This is a genomic window from Alteriqipengyuania sp. (genome assembly GCF_964222115.1).
Lineage (GTDB): Bacteria > Pseudomonadota > Alphaproteobacteria > Sphingomonadales > Sphingomonadaceae > Alteriqipengyuania.
This window is the reverse complement of record NZ_CAXQBM010000047.1, coordinates 1-21,150: the sequence shown is the minus strand read 5'-3', so window position 1 is coordinate 21,150 and position 21,150 is coordinate 1. Positions and strand designations below refer to the sequence as shown.

Below are 21,150 nucleotides of genomic sequence, written 5' to 3'. Positions count from 1 at the left end.
CGATCATCGGCCGGCGTAGATACTCAGAAGCGCACGCTAGCGCCTGCTACGAAGCGCCGGGGAGCCCCCGGTCTCAAACCCGAAGGCCGACGCGCTACAGCATAAGCATTGTCGAACAGATTATCCACTCTGGCAAACAAAGAGAGACCTTCCGTCAGCGCAAACCGGCCGGCGAGATCAAAGACAATCCTTTCGTCAATACGCTCATCGGGCGAAATATCCCCGCTACCTGCTTCGGTGCGTACTTGCGATGTGTAATTGGCGCTCACGAGCAAGGATGCCGGTCCAAATGCGAGCCCCGTTTCGGCATAGAATTGGTGGCGAGCGATGTAGGGGAGTGCGTCGCCCTGGGACACGGAACCGAAGAACGCACTCTCGAAACTGCTTTCGAATTGCGCGTCGGTGAGCGTGTAAACCACCGAGAAGGGAATAGAAATTTCCCTACCCACTTGATGCTCCGTCGAAGCTGCCAGCTCCAACCCCTTCACGGAGACGGCCCCAGCATTGAACTGGTCGCCAATATCCCCGACGCTACACCCCACGGATTGTGTGCAGTTTCCGAGCAGATTGGAATAGTCGGAATAAAACGCAATCGCGGAAGCTTGAATGGCGCCATTCCGAAAACGCCCACCAAATTCATAGTTCCAGCTTTTCTCGGCTCGTGCCTCCGGATTTCCGGGCCCGGGGGGAGAAAAACCGCGCGAAGCGCCTGCAATCAACAGCACGTCTCCCAGTGCATAGGTTGCACCGAGTGCGGGAAGCCATTCGTCAACGTTGGTCTTGCGTATGCGCGCAGGTCCATCGAGACGAGCGGGGTCGGCTCGATCATAGTCCAGTCGAGTAAGGTCGATGCCTTCGTACCGAATGCCGGGTGTCAGAGTAAGCCCGCCGATCTCGATCCGGTTCTCCAGATAGAAAGCGATCGCCTTCGCCTTCGCCTCGCGATTGGCTTGAGCGCCCGGAGCCGTCTGCCGGACGAAAACGAGATCTCCATCCGTTTGCGTATAGAATTCCTCATTCTGCAACCGGTCTTCTTCATCCTCGTGATACCGGAGCGACGCAGCCAGGTTGTGGATGGCCTTGCCGGTCTCGAAAGGTCTTTCGAACGAAAGCTGGACGCCTTCGCTCCGATAGACGCGGTTGTTGTTGCGAATGCGAAGGGCACCTTCAGCGCTGTCTGCGCCTCGCAGGATTGCGAGGCCTCTCTCGTTTGAGGAGGGAGCATCGAAAACGGGTTGGATGGCATCAAAGCTGCCATCACCATCGAAATCGATGTCCTGTAGCTTCGACCAACTTCGTGTGAAATCGTTGCGATATAGGGTAACCGCGAACTGCGTGTCGTCGGGCAACCGGAGGGTGCCGGTGAGCCGATATTGATCGTGCTCGCCCGTGAAAACGTCGCGTTGGCTGGCCGAATAGCGCCGGTACGGATCGCTCGCGAAATCCGCGTCGGCGAGGCCCAAATAGGTTTCGTTCGCCTCAAGTTCGGATCGACCATAGGCGAACTCGAGGCGAACATCGACCGGCGAATCTGGGTTGGTGTGGACGGCGAAGCGGGCGCGATAGTCCTGACGTTGAAAACCGGTCTCGGCGCCGGGAAGCCCATCTATCGTCTTGAACCCGTCACTGCCTTGCTGATAGCTTTCTACCATCGCCCCGAAATTGTCGGCACTAGCGCCAATCCAGCCATGACCCTGATAATAGCCGCGAGAACCAAGCTGGCCGGAAGCTTCGCCAGCCAGGCTCTCGGTCGGTATCGGAGTCGATCGGAAATTGATGGCCCCGCCGATCGTGCGAGGACCATAGCGTACCGAGCCCGCGCCCTTGATCACTTCGACTGCGTCCATTCGACCGATCGCGGGAAAGTAATACGCGGCCGGAGCGGCGTAGGGGGCAGGGGCAATGAGAACGCCATCTTCCATCAAGGTGATGTTGCTCGACCGTTCGACCGGCGCGCCGCGCAAGCCAATATTCGGGAATAGCCCGAAACCGTCCTCTTCCTGAATGTTGACCCCCGGCACCTGGCGCAGGACACGGTTGACGTCACCATGCTCGAATTCGCTCAGTTCCTCGCCATCGATTAGGTCCGCCGCACCGGCCACTTCATACGCATCGATGCGACCGCCAATCACGATAATCGATTCGCTTGTGTTTGCTATCCCGTCCTGCGATTGCCGCTCATCGGTCGGGTCTTTTTCATTGGCGTAAGCAGGGGCGGCCAGTGCAATTGCTATGAGCGAGGCGGTAGCGCGATACATGGAGAATCCTTTCGAGACATTTACCAGCCTACTACTGCTATTGAGACGTATTCGCAATAGCAGTAGTAGGCTTTTATGCCCATATTGGGTGAGGGCGGCTCGCGGTGCATCGGTTCTGGACTGCAATACCGTCCGCGACCGGCGCGCGATGAGGGCTCAGGGTCTGCGAACGGCCGGGCAGGAACAGGCCAGCGAAAGCTTAATCACCGACCGTGTTTTTCCCGTTGTTGGGTGCCGGGTGGGCAGGGATCAGCGCATCATCGCAGTCCGTAGCGAGGCAGGGCTCGAAAGTGACATGTGCGATGCCGAAATCCTTTTCCAGCATCGCCCGCGCGCGTCGCTTGACTCCCTCGAATGCTGTTTGGGAGTAATCAACAAGAGTGAGATGGGCTTCGAGCGCCCGGTGATGTTCTCCCAGATTCCAGACATGGACGTGGTGAATATCCTGCACGCCGCCAAGCGCGCGCAGGTTTTCAACCATCTGATCAAATTCCACCTCGTCCGGCACTGCTCCCATCAGCAGACGAACGGTTCGCGGTAGGAGCGTCGCGCCCTGCCAGATGACATAGGCCGCGATGATGAGAGTGATGATGAGATCGGCGACGACGAGATCGTATAGAATAATTAGCACTCCGGCGACGATCACACCGATCGAGGCCAGCGCGTCCGAAACGTTATGAAGGAAGGCAGCCTTCATGTTAATGCTGTCATGCGCGCCGCGATAGACAATGAATGCGGTGACGAGATCGATGACAAGTGCGATCCCGGCAACCCAGATCACGGTCCAGCCTTCGACCGGCTGCGGCGCGGCGAAACGGTTGATCGCCTCAACGATCAGATAGAATCCGATGATCAGCAAGGTCGTCAGATTGATGAGTGCGGCGACCACTTCTCCCTGGGCGTAGCCGAAGGTCATCAGCTTGTCCGCCGGACGCCGGCCTATGCGTCGCGCAAACCACGCAAGACCAAGAGAGGCCGCATCGCTGAAGTTGTGCAATGCATCCGCGATAAGCGCCAGTGACCCTGAAAGGATGCCGCCGACAATCTGGGCAAGGGTCAGGAGGACATTGATCGCGACCGCGAGGATCAGCTGACGATCGCTAAGGTTTTCCTCGCCGTGACTGTGGCCAGCTTGATCGTGCGAGTGCGCCATCACTTTTCTCCGCTATTTGCGATTTTGTTGCCGGCGGTATCCGGATGCTGAAGGATCGCATCGGAATTATCGATTGCTCCGATCGCGGCGTTAAATCCGACTGCAATCATTCCGAACATCGCAAGCCCGGAGATGAAGGCCGCGAGTGCTGCCAAATTCAAACCTCCCAGTCTGCCCGGGATTTGCAGCAAAAAATGAACCGACCAGACAAGAAAGTATCCTGCGAGTAGAATTGCCAACCGCGCGTCCGCTGTTTCGCTCATGCCGTGGAGAAGCCAAAACCCGGCTACCGCTGCGGCAACAAAGGCGAGTGACAGAAAAACATGGATCGCTAGACGATCCATGCGTTTCATCGCGCTGTCGCGAAATCCGGCTGTTGTCTTTCGCCCCACCAGGAAAAAGGTGATTCCAACCCCTAGTGTTGCTGCGAAACCGGCGAAGACAGACACGGCTGCTGCTGCACCCAGAGCGATGCCACCAAACCCCAGCGCAATACCGCCTTGAAGCGCAATGGTCATCTTCGGCCCGCGTCTTCCCACGGCGTCGGACAGGGTTCCAACTGAGTCGCGATGCGAAGCCCAGCCTCCGATCAGCACCGCCAGAAGATAGAGAGTCCCGCCAGCGGGGAGCAGGGCTGCGTCTATGAAGTCACCCCTTGCTTGTCCAACTGCAGGACCGGTCAAAACAAGCGCAAGTGCGGCAAGGGCGCCAGAGTGGACGGCCGCCGCGAACCCATTTTCGTTCGGGGTAGGCCCGTGCTTTTCTTCCCAGACAACGCCAGCACCCAGGCCGAGGCTTGCCAGCATCGCCAAGGTCAGGATCGCCGACAAATCCTCAGTTACAAATATCTCGTGGACGAGGCTCATTCCCGTGTTTCGCCATGAACCGTTCCCGCCTCGTCGTGCTTGTCACTGTGCGCGTCGCGCAGGATATCGATCCCGCCGTAAAGAGCTATGCCAGCCACAGCGATGCCGACCACAAGGTCCGGCCAGTTCGCGCCTGTGATCATAACGATGACGCCAGCGATGATAATCCCGCCGTTCGAAATGAAGTCATTGAAGCTGAATGTGGTGGCGGCCCGCATGTTGACGTCCTTGTTCTGCATCTTTTGCAACAGGCGAAGGCAATAGAGGTTCACTATGCCCGCGACGGCAGCCATCGCGATCATCAGGATGCCACCCGGCTCAGAACCTTCAACAAACCGCCTGACGGCATCAGCAATCACTCCGCCGGCAAAGATCAAAAGCATGACGCCAGAAAAGCGCGCTGCGCCTCGCTTCCAGGAGCGCGGTCGACTCAGCGCAAGGAGACTGAGAGCGTAGACAAGCGCGTCCGACGAATTGTCGAGCCCGTTGGCCAAGAGCGCGTTCGAGTCCGCAAAATAGGCAACGACAAAGAAACCAACCGCGATTGCGACGTTGAGCCACAATACGATCCACAATGTGCGTCGCTTGTCCGCCGAATCCAGATCGAAGTCATCGTTGCAGCTCATACTGGCTTCTCTGCTATGTCTTTTGTGCTGCCCTTCTCTTTATACGCCAGAAGGCGAAGCGCATTGGCGACCACGATTAGCGTTGATCCCTCGTGAACCGCGACAGCGGGGCCTATCCCGAGACCGAAAATGGTTGCCGGGATGAGCACGACAACAATTCCGAGACTGACGATCATGTTCTGCCGGATGATTGACCGGGTTTGTCGGCTCAGATCGACGGCGAAAGGCAGTCGGGCGAGATCATCGGCCATCAGCGCGACATCGGCTGTCTCCAATGCAACGTCCGAGCCGGCAGCCCCCATTGCTATTCCGACCGTTGCGTTCGCCATGGCCGGAGCGTCATTAACCCCGTCTCCGACCATCGCAACCTTGTCCTGGCCGGCAAGCTTGCGGATGGCCTTGACCTTGTCGTCGGGCATGAGATTGCCCCAGGCCTCGTCGAGGCCGACTTCCTTTCCAACCGCATCGGCCACTCTTTGGTCGTCGCCCGAGATCATGATCATTCGGGTGATCCCGAGGCCGCGCAACGCTTCGAGCGTCGCCTTTGCTGCCGCCCGCGGCGTGTCGAGCAAACCGATCGCTCCAAGATCGCGCGTTTCCGAGCGAACGCCCATCGTCGTCCGCCCGCGCTCGCGCATGGACTCGATAGCATCCGACAGTTCGGCACCGAGCTGAGGGACCCCGTCTTGCCCGAACATTTCGAGCTTTCCGATCCACACCCGCTCACCGCCGACAAGCGCGGTGATCCCCTTGCCTGTGAAGCTTTCAAGACTTGTAGCTTCGGGCAGTGCCTCATCGCCAAGCCGCTGCTTGCCGTCCCTAACAATCGCCTGTGCTAGGGGATGATCGCTCAGATTTTCAGCCGCCGAGGCAATCGCAAGCAGTTCGTTTTCAGATACACCCTGCGCGGGTTGGACATCGGTCATGCGGGGCTCGCCTTCGGTAAGAGTACCGGTCTTGTCGAACGCGATGGCCTTGAGCGCGCCGAGATCCTCGAGCGGCGCGCCGCCCTTTACCAGAATGCCGCTGCGTGCTGCTCTGGCTACTCCGGACAAGACCGCGCTCGGGGTCGCGATCGCCAAAGCGCAGGGGCTGGCAGCCACAAGCACCGCCATCGCCCGGTAAAAACTGTCGCGGAACGGCTCGTCGATGACAACCCAGGCGAAAAGGAGCAGGCCGGCCAAAGCGAGCACGGCAGGCACAAAAATTCGCTCAAAGCGCTGCGTGAAGCGCTGGGTAGGAGATTGCTGAGCCTCGGCTTCGCTCACCATTTGGACGACCTTGGCGAGGGTCGTGTCACTCGATCGCCGGGTCACTTCCACTTCGAGCGCGCCCGATCCGTTGATCGTCCCTGCGAAGACGCGATTGTCATCCGCAAGATTGTCAGGATTTGCGCGCGCAGAAGCGATATTCGAAACCGCGCTCTTGTCGACCGGCACGCTTTCCCCGGTCACCGGAGCCTGATTGATGGCACTGACGCCGTCCAAGATGAAGCCGTCAGCCGGAAGGCGTTCGTTCGGACGCACGATTACGACGTCGCCTAGCGCAAGCTCCTCGACCGGAACCTCAACGACGTCATCTCCACGTTTTACTCGTGCCGTTTCCGGCGCGAGCTCGGCGAGCGCCTCGATCGCCCTCTTGGCGCGGCCCATCGCGTAGTGTTCGAGCGCGTGGCCGAAACTGAACAGGAACAGCAATAGCGCGCCTTCGGCCCATTCCCCGAGAAAGGCGGCGCCCGCAGCGGCGACAAGCATGAGGCTGTCGATTTCAAACCGGCGCAGGCGCAAATTGTCCCACGCCTCTCGGACGGTAAAGAATCCGCCAAAGAAATACGCCGCGAGATAGCATGCGAATGGCAGCCATCCTGGATGCCCAGACCATAGCTTCTCAATCCCGAACCCGGTCGCGAGAAATACGCCCGAGGCGAGCGAGAAATAGAGTTCGGTGTTCGCGCCGAAAATGCCACCATGACTGTGCCCGGCACGATCTTCATCATCGTGATCATGGTCTTTGGAAGAGTGCTCGGCGTTCCTGGCGACATCGCCCGCCAGAACCGACACGCCGAGGTTCTTGAGCTCGCCAGCAATCCTAGGCTCATCGGTTAGCTGACGGTCGTACTCGGCGATGAACCTCCCGCTCGCATCAGCATTTGCTTCGAGGATACCGGGTTTGCTGGCCAGCAGGTCCGCGACCGTTTGGGCACGGCGGGTGGAATTGATGCCATCGGCTTGCCAGACAACGTGTCCGTAGCGTTCGGAGATTTCCGCTCCGGCCACATGGGCCAACTCCTTGATGCGGGCGACAGTCAGGCGATCGGCATCGTATGATATCGCTAGTCGGGCGGATGCATCTTTCTCGCCGGGCAATATCGTGACCTCGTGCACGCCGATCCGCGAGCTGAGCAAAGACTGCAAGCGCGCGATGCAATGATCGGTTTCGCTCGGGATGTCGGGAAGGAGCGGTGAGACTTCGAGTTCGATGGTTCGCGTCATTGCCTATTGCTTCCCATTGGAAATTGACCGCTCCCGGTGCCGCAGACCCGTAAGCTTGCAGGTTCGCGAAACCCGAATAGGGACTAGCGAAGCCCGCATATTGCGTAACGAAAGCGTCAATGTGCGTCCTGACCTGCCGGCACTTTCAGCGAATTCGCTGGACAGCGGTGAAACGTGCGCGTGACACCGCGATAATTGCGGGTTGTCAGTTTTTCGGCGGTGCGCTCTTCGATGGTAAGATGACGAACCCGCATCGGCCGTTCATGACCTTCAAATGGCATGTGCGCGTGGGTGTAAGCGATGGCATCGCCCTCGTCTCGCCAAATTCCGACGGCGGCGGGGCCACCGTCCGGAAGCTGCACTTCGGCATAATAGCCATCTGCGAAAAACACCCAGGCCGGTCCGCTATCACAAGACCGCGTTTCACCAAGGCTCCAGACACCGGCGATCGGAACAAGCGTGCTCTGATCCTGCGCCGATGCTGGAACACTTGAAAGTATCAGGGCGCCGGCAAGAGTCACACTGAGCTGGCTACTAATCATTGATGCTCTCCATTCACGTAACCTCTTGCAGCTCTTGCCGTTCCTCGGGAGTGACGTTGCGGCGCAGGCGGTCCCACCAGCGTTGACGCCACGTCCGGTCATCCTTTCTGGTGGCGAAGACGAGCTTCAGGATCGCGGGAAGGACGAACAAGGTGAGCGCAGTGGCGGTGATCAGACCGCCAATGACCACCGTTGCCAGAGGCCGTTGAACCTCCGCTCCAGTGCCGGTCGCGATCGCCATGGGGACAAACCCGAGCGACGCGACCAGAGCCGTCATCAATACTGGACGCAAGCGCGCCAGTCCGCCTTCCACGATGGCCTCATCGAGCGCCATCCCCTTGTCCAGACGCTGGCGTATTGCAGTCACCATCACGAGACCGTTGAGGGTCGCCACGCCCGAGAGGGCGATGAACCCGACTGCCGCCGAAACCGAAAACGGCATTCCGCGCAGAGCCAGCGAGAAGATGCCGCCAGCGAGGGCGAGCGGGATCGCGCTGAAAACAGCCAGAGCGGGAACCCAGCCTCCGACTGCCATATAGAGCAACAGGAGAATAACCGCGAAAGCGATCGGGATAACGATCTGCAACCGTTCCTGCGCAGCCTGAAGGTTCTGGTACTGGCCGCCCCACTCGATGAAGGCTGCAGCGGGCAATTCGACCTGCGCCTCGACATTCGCCCTCGCTTCCTCAACGAAGGAGCCAAGATCGCGCTCGCGCACGTTGGAGGAAACGATCACCAGCCTGCGTCCCTGTTCACGGCGGACTTCGGCAAGGCCATCCACAACCCGGAATTCGGCGACCGAGCGCAGCGGTATGGTCGCTCCGTTCGGAAGCAGCACCGGCAATGCACCAAGCTGATCGAAATCATCGCGTGTCGCATCCGAAAGCCGAACGACGACCTCGAACCTTCGATCGCCTTCAAAGACCAGCCCGGCAGGCCGCCCGCCCAAAGCAATTGCGACGGATTGAGCGACGTCTTCGACCTTCAGCCCATATCGAGCGATCGTTGGACGATCGAAGGCAATATCAAGCGTTGGGAAACCGGTGACCTGCTGGACTTTAACATCCGCAGCTCCCTCGACCTCGCGCAAAATCCCGGCGACCTCGTTCGCTGCCGAGGTCATGGCGGTCAGGTCGTCGCCGTAGATCTTGACCGCGACATCGCCGCGCACGCCAGCGATCAGTTCGTTGAAGCGAAGTTCGATTGGTTGGCTGAACTCATAGAGATTGCCAACCAGGCCTCCCAGAGCACTCTCCATTTCTGCCACCAGATCATCTTTCGAAAGATCCGGGTCAGGCCATTCATCGCGCGGCTTCAGGATCACATACGCATCGGAGGCGTTGGGCGGCATCGGGTCGCTGGCCACTTCCGCAGTACCGGTACGTGAGAATACCAGCTGCACTTGCGGAAATTCCTCCAATCGATCTTCTACTCGCCGCTGCATCGCCAGAGACCGCTCGAGAGATGTGGAAGGGATTCGCAATGATTGCACCGCGATATCGCGCTCGTCGAGCTGCGGTGTAAACTCGCTGCCAAGGAAACTGAACACCAGAGCAGCAACGGCAAAAATGCCGGCACCGGCCCCGATCACCGGCCAAGGGCGGGCGATGGCTTTGCGGACAAGAGGCCCATAGCGTTCCTTGGCGATCCGGATCGGTTTGACTTCCTTCTCCGTCAGTTTTTTGTTCAGCAGGATCGCGATCATCGCCGGGACGAAAGTCAGCGAGAGTACGAATGCCGACGCGAGCGCCAGCATGACCGTGATGGCCATCGGCGAGAACGTCTTGCCCTCGACTCCGGTGAAGGTCAGCAACGGTGCGAACACCAGAAGGATAATCGCCTGACCATAGACAGTCGGCTTGATCATCTCCTGCGCGGCAAGCCGCGTTTCCGTCAGCCGTTCGCCAAGTGTCAGGAGCCGGCCCTCATGCTCCTGTCTGGCCGCAAGACGTGCCACACTATTCTCGACGATAATCACGGCCCCATCGACGATCAGACCGAAGTCAAGCGCGCCCAGACTCATCAGATTGCCTGACACTCCGAGCCGGTTCATGCCGATCGATGCCATCAGCATCGAAAAAGGGATAACCAGAGCGGCGATAATTGCGGCCCGTATGTTGCCGAGCAAAAGGAACAGGATGGCTATGACCAGCAGCGCACCCTCGACGAGATTCTTCTCGACGGTCGCGATCGTTGCATCGACGAGAGACGAACGATTGTAGACGATTTCGGCTACCACACCTTGTGGCAGGGAGGCGCGGACTTCGTCAAGCCTCTCAGCGGCCTGGGCTGAAACAGTGCGGCTGTTTTCTCCTGCCCGCATGAGGACGGTACCAACCACAGCCTCGTCGCCATTCAGCGATGCAGCCCCGGTTCTGAGATCACCGCCAATGCTGACCGTTGCGACATCTCCCACGCGAATGGGAACGCCTCCACGTGTAGATATGACTGCTTGCTCGATGTCCTGGACACTGCCGAGCCGTGCATCGACACGAGCCAGCAGGGCTTCTCCTGATCGCTCGACGAAATTCGCGCCTTCGGCAAGGTTGGCGGCTTCCAGCGCATCGATCACCTCATCGAATGAAAGCCCGTAGCCTGTCATGCGAGCAGGATCGGGCTGTACGAGATATTGCTTTCGGAAACCCCCGATGGAATCGACACCGGCGACGCCATCGACCGACCGCATGAGTGGAGCGACCACCCAGTCCTGAATGGTACGCAGATAAGCAGCCTTAGCGACATCGCTATCCAGCCTGTCACCGCGTTCGGTAACGAAGCTTCCGTCGGACTGCCAACCGACCGCATTGCCCTTCGGTGCTTCCTTGCCCCCCGGATGCTCGAACTCGATCGTATACATGAGCACTTCGCCCAGACCGGTCGAGATAGGTCCCATTACCGGTTCTGCTCCTTCGGGCAGCGAAGCGGTGATCGGCGTCAGGCGCTCATTGACCTGCTGCCGCGCGAAATAGATGTCAGTACCTTCTTCGAAGATTGCAGTAACCTGGCTGAACCCGTTGCGCGAAATCGAACGGGTCATTTCCAGACCATCGATCCCGGCGAGACCGGTTTCCACCGGATAGGTTACCTGCGTTTCGACCTGGGAGGGGGAAAGGGCGGGCGCTTCGGTATTGATCTGCACCTGAACGTTCGTAATGTCGGGTACGGCGTCAATGGGAAGCCGAAGAAGGTTCATCACGCCATAGATGGCGACACCGATCGTCAAAACGACCATGGCCCAGCGAAAACGCACGGCCATGTCGAGGATCATGCCGATCAGGCCGTGGCGGTGCGAGTGCTCCGTTTCCTGCATGCGATCAGTGTCCATGTTCGGCTTCCTCTTTTTCGAGTTCGGCTTTGAGCAGGAAGGCATTCTCGGTTGCGATCCGCCAGTTCGCTTCGAGACCGGATTCGATCACCACGCGGCCTGCGGAACGTGCGCCGGTCACCACCGGACGGGTCTGGAAGCCGCGGCGCGTGCGCACGAAAACCACTTCCTGGCCGTCGAGTGACTGCACCGCGCTTTCGGGCACCGACATGCGGCCCGTGTCGACCTCGCCCGAAGGTCGGATGCGCGCTTGCAGGAAGGCACCTGGTTGAAGACCGGGGATGGACCGCGTGAGCGAAAGGACTGCCGTCGCGCTGCGGCTCTCAGGATCGAGCGATGGCGTGACGGAGCGGACCCGCGCTCCGATCTCGCGGTTTTCTGCAAGTTCCAGCGTGGCTTCATCGCCTGGCTGAATACGGCTCGCTTCTGCAGAGGGGAGCGCGACTTCGATCTGCATCGCATTAGGATTCACGATTTGGTAGAGTTCCTCTCCCGCATCGACAAACGAACCAAGGACAATAGGCGCCGCCGTTACCCGTCCTGCAAGAGGGCTGGTAACCGCCAAAGACCGACCGTCGCCACTCACGCCCGCTGCCGCAACCGCTGCCTGCGCGCGGGACAGTTCTGACTGGGCGACCTGGAGATTGGCGCGCACCGCTTCGAGATCCTGCCGCGCCGTAACATTGGCTTCGAAAAGCCGGCGTTCGCGCTCATAGGCGGCTGACAATTCGTTGACGCGCGCGCGCGCCGCGCTCAATTGCGATGCCAAAGCTGCCGCTTCCGCACTTTCGATACGCGCAATGGTTTCACCCTGCCGGACGTAATCACCCAGCGTTTTTTGAACGCTCCGCACCACGCCCGCCGCTCGCGCATCGATCCGCGCGCTGCCTGTGGGGCTAGCGGCGATTGTGGCTGGGAACACTAGCTCTACCGCCGAGCCCTCACCAACGGTCTCGACCATGATTTCGGAGCTTCGAATCTGCTCTTCGCCGAGTAGGACCAGTCCTTCCGGGAGATCGCTTTCTTCGGTTTCCTCTTCGCTGTGCGGTTCTGCGCCGTTGTCCGGCCACAGCATTACAGCAGCCGCAAAAACAAGAATGATCAGGCCGATCAGTACGGCCAAACGCTTACGGTTCATGGGTATTTTCCTCATTGGGCGCCAAGCCAGATCAACTGCGCCGCCAGGCGACCGCGATCTTCCTGGGCTTGGATCAAGGCTTCTCGGATTGCATCGCGGGCTTCGGCCGCAGCCAGAACCTCGATCAGCGGGAACCTGCCGTTGCGATACCCAATCCGGACGAGGCGCAAGGCTTCTTCCGCTTGAGGCAGGGAGGTTTGGGACAGAGTCTCTACACGAGCCTCGGCGGCGAGAAAGCGGCCGCGCGCCTGGGTTACTTCGAGTTCGAAATCCGCGCGGGCGACAGCCTCGCGTGCGGAGGCCGCGCGGAAGCGGGCCTCGGCAGCGGCGATGTTACCCTGATTGCGATTGCGGAAAGGAAGGGGAATCGAGACGCCCACTAGGAAGGCCTGATCCCTGCTTTCCTCGAACCGCCTGACACCGGCGGAGATGGCCGGATCGGGAACACCCAAAGAGCGCTCCCTGTCGATCGCAGCGTCCGCCGCCTCGCGTTCGGCACGCGCGACTTGGAGACGCAAAGCAGAAGGCGATGCAAGAAGCATCGCAGGAGGTTCGATCCCGGGAAACGCCGATGGCACGTCCGGGGGAGGGGACGTTTCACCCCAGAGCGCCACCAACGCGCTCCGCGCCGCTATCTCTGAAGCTCGCGCGGCTTCAAACTCCGCCTCGGCTTCAGCAAGGGCCGCTTCTGCACGAAGCGAGCGCAGCGGCGGCTCGCGGCCAACTTCGACAAGCAGGCCAGCTATACGCGCGAGTTCGCGATTGCGTTCGACTACGTCGCGGGCAAGTTCCAGTCGCGCAGCTGAAGCGACCGCCTCGATGTAGCGTTCGCGCACCATGCGACTCAGCTCAGCGACCGACAATTCTCCAGAAAGCATTGCCACGCGCGCCTCGGCCTCGGCCGAGCGAATGCGTGCGCCCCGCTTGCCGCCTAGCTCGAGGCGCTGACTCAAAGACAGCGTATATTCGGTTGCTTGCAGCCCTGAAAAGGCACCGCTTCCTGCGATGTTCTCCGCTTCAAAGGCAAGCTCAGGATTTGGCCGAAGCCGTGCCTGATCGATAAGCGCGCGTGCCGCGTCCGTTTCGGCCTGCGGCCCGATCAAACGCGGATTGTCTGATTGCACCTGCGCGCTTTCGTCCACACCCGCACGCGCGAGAGCTTCGTCGAGCGTCAACACCGCGCGTTCTTGTGCACGCACCGCACCGGGCAGTACTGCGAGGCTCAGCCCTGCAAAAAGGGCGCCTCGCCAAATAATGGCAAACATGAATTGATTTTTCCTCTACTGACATGCCGAATGCGCGCCGACATTGCGGCGGCAATACTGGACGTCAGATTCGAGGAGGGGGCGTCAAAATCGCTTGCTGGACTGCAGTCAGGCCGACGGGTTCGAAGAAATGCTGTGCACCGGATGAACGCTCACCGGCCCCGATATCCGCATTGCCTGCAAATTGGACTCCATGATGGCAATGGCCGTGGGCGCAGATGCCATGCTGCTCATTCGGGCTGTCCGGCAAGTCTTGACCAGTCTCGCTACTTGCAGCTTCGACACTTGTAAGTTCGCCAATTTCAGGCCCGCATACCGCCGCGTCCACGCTTACGCTGAACACCAGGCCGAAGAGAATCAGCATGGCGAAAAACGGCTTCAAGGCAAGAAGGGGCATACGGAGGGTCATGACACTTTGGCCCCGCTAGCAGGACCAATCACATGGCACAAGTCGATATTCTCTTCGAATTCCGAAGCCGTCGCGCAGCTCAATGCATAAGAACGAACAAATGCGCTATTCATGTACCGACCTGGGTCGACACAAACGCCGTAATAGAAAGATATAATATCACACTGCATCGCGTGACCGGTCATTGTTTGATGCTCGGGTGTGATTAATCCAGAAACCAAGTAAAAGTACGGATGCCATTGCAAGTTGAGCGCCAATCACTTGGAACGTCGGATAAACTCCAAGCATACTTAGTCGCGGACCGCCGGCTATCGGCGCAATTCCGATCACACCCGCTTCCTGCAAGCCCGCGATCCCTTTGCCAATCAGGACAATCGCAAGCAGGGCGATGAGCACCGAACTGTAGGCAAAGAACTTTCCGATCGGCAGCGTCCGGCTGTAGCGCAGCAGCAGCCAGGCGATGACGACAAGGAGCAAACCGGCCGTGGCAGCGCCCGCCAGCAGATAGCCCGTACTTCCCTGAGCGGACAGCGCAGCGTAAAAGAGGATGGTTTCGAAGACCTCTCTATAGACGACAAGGAATACGATCCCGAACAGGAACCAGAGCGATCCGCGCGAAAGCGCCTTGCCAAGCTTGTCGCGGATATAGCGCTGCCAATTGTCTGCCTGTGATTTTCCGTGCATCCAGACGCCAACCGACAGAAGGACCAGCGCTGCAATCAGCGAACCGAATGCCTCGATCGATTCCCGGCCGGCACCGCTGATGTCGAGAAGATAGGTCGCCGCAAGCCAAGTAAGCGCGCCTGCCACCAGCGCACCGGTCCACCCGCCATGAACAAATCGCAATGCCCGATCCTGTCCCGCCTTCCTCACGAAAGCGATCATGGCGATCACGATCAGCAATGCCTCCAGACCCTCGCGGAGGAGGATCGCGAAAGATGCCACGAAGGTTGACCAGCCCGTCGCAGATTCCGGCGCAAGGACATTTTCAGCCTGTACGAGCAAACCCTCGATGGCCCGGATCCGTTCGCTTATCGCAGAGGTCGGCAGATCTGCGTCGATGGCTGCACGCAAGTCCATCATCCCGCTCTCGATACGCACCAGAAGATCCGGATTGCGTGTCGCCAATATCGGTTCGACGGGTTCGAACCCGTCCAAATATGCCGACAGTGCGAGCTCCTTGGCCCGGGAAATATTCCCGTTCGCGTGGGCGCGTTCAGCTTCTGCGAGCCGGGTACGTGTGATGCCAAGAGGCCCCGCTGCATCGGCGATCGCCGACGGGTTGGCCCGAAGATAGGCCATGAGCGCGTCCGCGCGCACTTGCCCGATCTCTCCTGCCAGTTCGTCCGGCGTGATCTTCGTGAGAGCGGCAAGATCGGGAAAGCGTTTGCGTAGTTCGGAATCTGACTTCCATAGACGCGCCCCTTCGTCGACCGCCTCAAAGGCGACGGATCCCGAATAGAAGGCCAGGGCCCAACGATCGTCGGAGGAGAGCTGCGAGAAACCGGGCATGGCGGTGCCATCGATCCCTTGGTCGATAACCTGATAGAGACCCATAATGCTGCGCTGACGCGCGCGATCGACGTCGGTAAATGCGATCGGCGGTGGATCAAGGCCCGCAGACGCCGGCCCGCGACCGTTTCCTGACACCCCGTGGCAACTGGCACAAGTCTCCTGGTACAGCAGTCTTCCGCGCTCAAGATCGGGCGCCCTCGAAGGCGAGAGCGTGATCGGATAGATGGCTAGGAGATCCGCAGCGAGCTTTCTGGCTGCCGTGGCAACTTGATCAACGGGGGCCATCGAGAGGATATCGGCTTCAAGTTGCTTCGCGTTTGCCTCTAGCCGAACGCGACCGGGGCGTTCAGGCAATTCCGCAATACCCGATCGTACCGTACCGGCGAATTCGACCATTTCCTCATATTCGACTTCGTTGACGACTTCGCCGTCCTCGACGGCAGCTGCATAATCTACCGCCATGTAATCGAGCAGGCGCCAGATCGTGTTGGGTTCTGCCGCCAACGCTTGCGCGCTGCCGAACGACAACAGAAGGGCCAGGCAAATGCCGGACAGGCGCGCCAAATATTTCATCATGCAATCTGCTGCGTTTTCATATCGCTGCGCGCATGGCGGATAATTTCGAGAGCCGAATGGAGGAACAAAAACGCAATCGCAGCGGCCACGATGATATCAGGCCATGCGCTTCCCAACCAATAAACCAAACCGGCTGCGACGATGACCGCGACATTGGCCAGGGCATCGTTGCGTGAAAATAGCCATATCGCGCGCGCTTGAGCATCGCCTCCTTTGCGAAAGCGAGCGAGCACAAAAACGGCGGCAAGGTTGATAAGCAGGGCGACAAAACCCACCCAGCCCATGATGCCGGCTTCCGGCTGCACCATATCGAACATGCGCCAGATCGCCGCGCCGATCACACTCACACCAAGCGCCGCCAGAAACAAACCTTGCGCGAGCGCCACCCGAGCACGCGTCGATGCCGTCCATCCGAGCGCAAGCAGTCCGATGAAGGTGATCGAGCCATCGCCAAGGAAATCCAGCGCGTCGGCTTTGAGCGCCTGGCTCGCGGCTAAAAACCCGGCGGCCAGCTCGATCATGCCGAAACCGACATTGAGGATAATCACGATCCAAAGCGCGCGGCGGTATTGCGGATCGTCAACCGCCCTCTCGGGGTCGCCGGTGCAACCACAGTCTTCCGAATCATCTAAACTCATGATTTTTGAGCTTTACAATCTCCAGTTACTGGAGGATCAAGGACTTTCTGCGCACCTTTCGCAGAAAGTCTGACGGCCGATGTGCGATTGCGTCGCGGAGACACACACCCTGCGATGGCCATCATCGAGGATTAAAGAATGCAGATAGGAAAAATTGCCCGCGCGACCGGGACCAAAGTCAACACCGTTCGCTATTATGAAGAGATCGGTCTTCTGAAGCCCGCTCCGCGCTCCCAGTCGGGACGAAGGATTTACGCAGACGCCGATGTCGAACGGCTCGCATTCATCCGGCGGGCTCGGGGTTTGGGCTTTTCGGTGTCCGAAGTTCGCTCGCTGCTCGAAGTGTCGGACGCACCAAACCGGGATTGCAAGGACGCTGCGACTTTGGCACGAAATCATTTGCGCCGGGTGGAAGAGCAGATCGAACAGCTGCAGGCGATGAGACAGGAACTGATCGGCCTGGCACGGGCCTGCGATGGGGGCACTGCCACCGACTGCGGCATCATCGGCGGGCTTGCTAGAAAATCCGCCTGAAGATTGCCTTGGCAAAAGCGCAGAATCTACACTTTCGGCGCGGTGCCATCGTCGCGCTGCGTTTCTCCGGACCACCAGGTAACGAGAAACAATGCCACTCCAAGGACTATTCCGACATCCGCGAGATTGAACGCCGGCCAGTGATAGCCGCCGACATAGAAGTCGAGAAAATCGGTGACCGCTCCGTCCGCCAGTCGGTCGGCAACGTTACCCAATGCACCGCCAATGATCGAACCTATCGCGGCGGATTCGAGGCGTACGGTACTGCGCCAGAGCCATCTGGCCAGAACGCCCACGACAAGAAGCGCGAACCCGGACAGCAAATAGGGCGCGATTGGATTGCCGGAACTCAGGAGGCCGAATGTAACACCGCGATTATATCCGAGCACCAGATTGAAGAATGGAAAAACATCTATCACGCGGGCAGGGTCCATGACCACATTCACAATAAGCCATTTTGAAATGAGATCGCTCGCGAAGACTGCGACGGCGATCGAAAGACCAAGACTTCGGTACATATTGGTTCCTTGGATGATCGGCAGATATCTCTGATTCTCTGGACGATAGAAATCAGGTCTGGGCCCGGTACTCATCGATCATGTCAATGCAGAGAGGTCAACTGTCCCGCCGATCACTGGCCCAGCCATTCAGGCATCCGAATGTCATCGGCACGTGATCCCAGCGCGGGAAAATATCTGTCTCCGCCATGCCTTGATGGGCAAGCAAAACATTTTCGCCGATGTCGCAAATTGCACCGGTTTCGCGTGGGGGCACACGAGGTGGATCGCGGACTCATACTGCGGCGGTGGGAATGTCAAGAAACGGAGTCCCTACCTTCTTGCCAAATCCAAAGGTCATGTTTTTAGGATACTTTTTGCGGCTACGCGCATTTCAGAACATTCGCTGAACGGCATGGTGCGAATGAGGCGAGGCTCCTTGCGTCTGTGACTCTCTTTGCGGTTGTAGTGAGAAAGCATTGCCGTAGGGCATTCATGCTTCTGAAAAGGGAATATCGAAAATGAAAGCCTCTGACTTGTTTATCGCTGCATTAGAGGCTGAAAAGGTGGAATACATCTTTGCCGTTCCCGGCGAAGAAAACCTCGACCTGCTGGAATCCCTGCGCACGTCCTCAATCGAATTGGTATTGACGCGCCATGAGCAAGGTGCGGGCTTTATGGCGGCGACCTATGGCCGTCTGACCGGCAAGGCGGGGGTTTGCCTCGCAACTCTCGGGCCTGGTGCGACGAACCTGACAACTCCGGCGGCCTATGCCGCGCTCGGGGCCTTTCCGCTCATCATCATCACCGGGCAGAAACCGATAAAGACATCGAAACAGGCGCAGTTCCAAATTGTCGACGTTGTTTCGCTGTTTACTCCGCTATGCAAGGCTTCGACCCAGATCGTGAACGGCAATCGCATCCCCTCGCTCGTTCGCGAAGGTTTCCGACTTGCTCAGGAAGAAAGACCGGGCGCTGTGCTGCTCGAGCTTCCGGAAGATATTGCTGAAGAGGAAACGATCGAACCGGTCATACCGCCGCATCAAAGGCGTTATGCGGTCGCCGGAGATGCGGCGCTCGACGAAGCGGCCGAGCGGATCATCGCGGCTGAGCGGCCACTGCTGCTAATCGGAGCCGGAGCAAACCGCCGCCGCGCTTCGAAGGCGCTGCGGAAATTCGTGTCCGATACCGGTTTTCCCTTTTTCGACACCCAGATGGGCAAGGGCGTGGTCGACGAAGATAGCGAACTCTATCTGGGCACCGCGGCCCTATCTTCGGACGATTATGTTCACTGTGCGATCGAGAAGGCCGATCTGATCGTCAATATCGGTCACGACGTGGTGGAGAAGCCGCCATTCTTCATGGAGCCGGACGGTCAGACTGTCATTCATATCAATTACAAGGCGGCCGAAGTCGATCAGGTCTATTTCCCGCAGCTGGAAGTCATCGGTGACATTGCCGGTTCGGTCGAGCGGCTGGGAAACCGTTTGGATGGCAACTTGCAGTGTGATCGCAGCTACTACACCGCCCTGCATCACGAGATTGCTTCGCACATTTCCGAAACCAGCGACGACGACCGTTTTCCAATGGTTCCCCAACGCGTCGTTGCCGACGTTCGCAGCGTAATGGCACGCGATGATATCGTCGCGCTCGACAACGGCATCTACAAGATCTGGTTCGCTAGAAACTACATCGCTCATGAGCCTGGCACCATTCTGCTCGACAATGCATTGGCGACGATGGGCGCGGGCCTTCCATCCGCCATGATGGCGGCGATTCTCACGCCCGGGCGCAGGGTTCTCGCGGTGTGCGGCGATGGCGGGTTCATGATGAACTCGCAGGAACTGGAAACGGCCGTCAGGCTTGGCCTGAACCTCGTCGTGCTCATCCTGAACGACGCGGCATACGGCATGATCCGGTGGAAGCAGGGCCAGCTCGGCTTTCCGGACTACGGCCTGACCTTTTCCAATCCCGACTTTGTCACTTATGCCAAGAGCTATGGAGCGACCGGCCACCGTGTCGAGCGAAGCGCGGATCTGGTTTCGGTCCTGAACGCCGCATTCGAGGCTGGCGGCGTGCACCTTGTCGACCTGCCCGTCGACTATTCCGAAAACAAGAAAGTGCTGATCGACGAACTCGGCGCGAAGGTGTGCGAGCTATGAAAACGATCGTTCACAATCCCTTCGACCGCTCGCCGATTGCAGAAGTGGCGCTTGTCGACTGGGCTCAAATCGATGAATGGCTGAATGAAGCGCAGTTGCTCCACCGCGAACGCAGTTGCTGGCTTGCTGTGCATGAGCGTATCGCCATCCTCCGGCGAACGGCGGATATCATGCGCGAACGAGCCGAAGAACTGGCTCTCCAGATCGTCAGGGAGGGCGGCAAGCCCCTGGTCGATGCGCGGGTGGAAGCCGGTCGCGCGATCAATAGCGTCGACTTGTGCGTTCAGGCGCTGAGCGATGGCGGGGGCCACGAGATCCCCATGGACCTGACAGAAGCGGGTGCGGGTAGGACGGCGTATACATTCCGCGAGCCGATCGGTCCTGTCGTGGCGATCTCGGCATTCAATCACCCCCTCAACCTGATCGTCCATCAGGTTGGACCGGCGGTAGCAGCCGGGTGCCCCGTTCTTATCAAGCCTGCGCTGGAAACACCTCTGTCATGCCAGAGCTTCGTGAGCATTCTCCATGAAGCCGGCCTGCCTGAGGCCTGGTGCCGGTTCGCACCTTGCGGCAACGACATCGCCGAAAGAATGGTAACCGATTCGCGCACGGCGTTCTTCTCATTCATCGGTTCTGCGAAAATCGGCTGGATGCTTCGCTCGAAGCTGGCGCCGGGAACCCGCATTGCTCTCGAGCACGGCGGTGCGGCGCCGGTAATCGTGGACAGCGGCGTGGAGCGCGCAGCAGTGATCGCCTCGTTGCTCAAAGGCGGGTTCTATCATTCGGGTCAGGTCTGCGTTTCCGTACAGCGCGTATTCGTCCCTGCTGCAGAATTGAAAGACTTCGCCAATGACCTAGGGCGAGCTGCCGAAAAGCTCGTCGTGGGCGATCCCGCCGTTGCTGAAACCCAATGCGGCCCCTTGATCCGGACGGAGGAAGTCGACCGCGTCGAACGCTGGGTCGATGATGCCATCGCAGCAGGCGGCACCCTGGTGTGCGGGGGAAGCCGTCTGAGTGACACTCTTTTCTCTCCGACCGTCATTCTCGATCCTCCCGAAAGTGCCAATGTGTCCCGGCAAGAAATCTTCGGCCCCGTGATCTGCGTGTATGGCTATGACGATATCGACCTGGCTATCGAGCAGGCCAATGCCCTG

Annotated in this window: 16 protein-coding genes; 3 read left to right on the top strand and 13 right to left on the bottom strand. The window is 59.2% G+C overall.

The window, feature by feature from the left end; genetic code table 11:
* Positions 1-23 precede the first annotated feature (23 nt).
* The 12 genes from ACEQXE_RS07225 to ACEQXE_RS07170 all read right to left on the bottom strand — a co-directional run bounded on the left by ACEQXE_RS07225 (position 24) and on the right by ACEQXE_RS07170 (position 16,803).
* On the bottom strand, positions 24-2,258 hold the full coding sequence (locus ACEQXE_RS07225) for a TonB-dependent receptor family protein (protein ID WP_370178246.1): 2,235 nt from the start codon (positions 2,256-2,258) through the stop codon (positions 24-26).
* 199 nt (positions 2,259-2,457) lie between these two features.
* Entirely contained in the window at positions 2,458-3,411 is a 954-nt protein-coding gene (locus tag ACEQXE_RS07220; RefSeq protein WP_010412661.1) for a cation diffusion facilitator family transporter, read from the bottom strand.
* Positions 3,411-4,277: a hypothetical protein gene (locus ACEQXE_RS07215; protein ID WP_010412664.1), complete on the bottom strand. Its 867-nt coding sequence runs from the start codon at positions 4,275-4,277 to the stop codon at positions 3,411-3,413. Before ACEQXE_RS07215 ends, ACEQXE_RS07220 begins: the two co-directional genes overlap by 1 nt.
* Positions 4,274-4,903: a cation transporter gene (locus tag ACEQXE_RS07210; protein WP_010412667.1), complete on the bottom strand. Its 630-nt coding sequence runs from the start codon at positions 4,901-4,903 to the stop codon at positions 4,274-4,276. Before ACEQXE_RS07210 ends, ACEQXE_RS07215 begins: the two co-directional genes overlap by 4 nt.
* Positions 4,900-7,395, bottom strand: a complete 2,496-nt coding sequence (locus tag ACEQXE_RS07205) for a heavy metal translocating P-type ATPase (protein WP_010412670.1) — start codon at positions 7,393-7,395, stop codon at positions 4,900-4,902. The genes ACEQXE_RS07210 and ACEQXE_RS07205 overlap by 4 nt, the downstream gene beginning before the upstream one ends.
* 116 nt (positions 7,396-7,511) lie before the next feature.
* Positions 7,512-7,937 carry a hypothetical protein gene (locus ACEQXE_RS07200; protein ID WP_225982092.1) on the bottom strand — a complete coding sequence of 142 codons (426 nt, stop codon included), beginning with the start codon at positions 7,935-7,937 and terminating at the stop codon, positions 7,512-7,514.
* Positions 7,938-7,950: 13 nt separating this feature from the next.
* Positions 7,951-11,214: an efflux RND transporter permease subunit gene (locus ACEQXE_RS07195; RefSeq protein ID WP_137678839.1), complete on the bottom strand. Its 3,264-nt coding sequence runs from the start codon at positions 11,212-11,214 to the stop codon at positions 7,951-7,953.
* A gap of 37 nt (positions 11,215-11,251) precedes the next feature.
* Positions 11,252-12,400 carry an efflux RND transporter periplasmic adaptor subunit gene (locus ACEQXE_RS07190; RefSeq protein ID WP_011413836.1) on the bottom strand — a complete coding sequence of 383 codons (1,149 nt, stop codon included), beginning with the start codon at positions 12,398-12,400 and terminating at the stop codon, positions 11,252-11,254.
* Between the two features lie 11 nt (positions 12,401-12,411).
* Positions 12,412-13,542 (bottom strand): TolC family protein, encoded by a 1,131-nt coding sequence (locus tag ACEQXE_RS07185; RefSeq protein ID WP_232508281.1) that lies wholly within the window; start codon positions 13,540-13,542, stop codon positions 12,412-12,414.
* Positions 13,543-13,729: 187 nt separating this feature from the next.
* A complete protein-coding gene (locus tag ACEQXE_RS07180) occupies positions 13,730-14,074 on the bottom strand; it encodes a hypothetical protein (protein WP_137678721.1) in 345 nt (114 codons plus the stop codon).
* A 159-nt stretch (positions 14,075-14,233) separates the two neighbouring features.
* On the bottom strand, positions 14,234-16,165 hold the full coding sequence (locus ACEQXE_RS07175) for a cytochrome c/FTR1 family iron permease (protein ID WP_094063313.1): 1,932 nt from the start codon (positions 16,163-16,165) through the stop codon (positions 14,234-14,236).
* Positions 16,162-16,803 (bottom strand): cation transporter, encoded by a 642-nt coding sequence (locus tag ACEQXE_RS07170; RefSeq protein ID WP_011413839.1) that lies wholly within the window; start codon positions 16,801-16,803, stop codon positions 16,162-16,164. Before ACEQXE_RS07170 ends, ACEQXE_RS07175 begins: the two co-directional genes overlap by 4 nt.
* A gap of 138 nt (positions 16,804-16,941) precedes the next feature.
* On the opposite strand from ACEQXE_RS07170, the gene ACEQXE_RS07165 reads away from it, so the two are divergent.
* A complete protein-coding gene (locus ACEQXE_RS07165) occupies positions 16,942-17,337 on the top strand; it encodes a helix-turn-helix domain-containing protein (protein ID WP_010412699.1) in 396 nt (131 codons plus the stop codon).
* Positions 17,338-17,363: 26 nt separating this feature from the next.
* On the opposite strand, the gene lspA is transcribed toward ACEQXE_RS07165, so the two are convergent.
* Entirely contained in the window at positions 17,364-17,930 is a 567-nt protein-coding gene (lspA, locus tag ACEQXE_RS07160; RefSeq protein ID WP_225899969.1) for a signal peptidase II, read from the bottom strand.
* Between the two features lie 425 nt (positions 17,931-18,355).
* Here lspA and ACEQXE_RS07155 point away from each other — a divergent pair, with 425 nt between their 5' ends.
* A complete protein-coding gene (locus tag ACEQXE_RS07155) occupies positions 18,356-19,996 on the top strand; it encodes an acetolactate synthase large subunit (protein WP_011413840.1) in 1,641 nt (546 codons plus the stop codon).
* The coding region (locus ACEQXE_RS07150; RefSeq protein WP_370178245.1) for an aldehyde dehydrogenase family protein at positions 19,993-21,150 on the top strand (1,158 nt) is incomplete at its 3' end. The genes ACEQXE_RS07155 and ACEQXE_RS07150, both read left to right, overlap by 4 nt.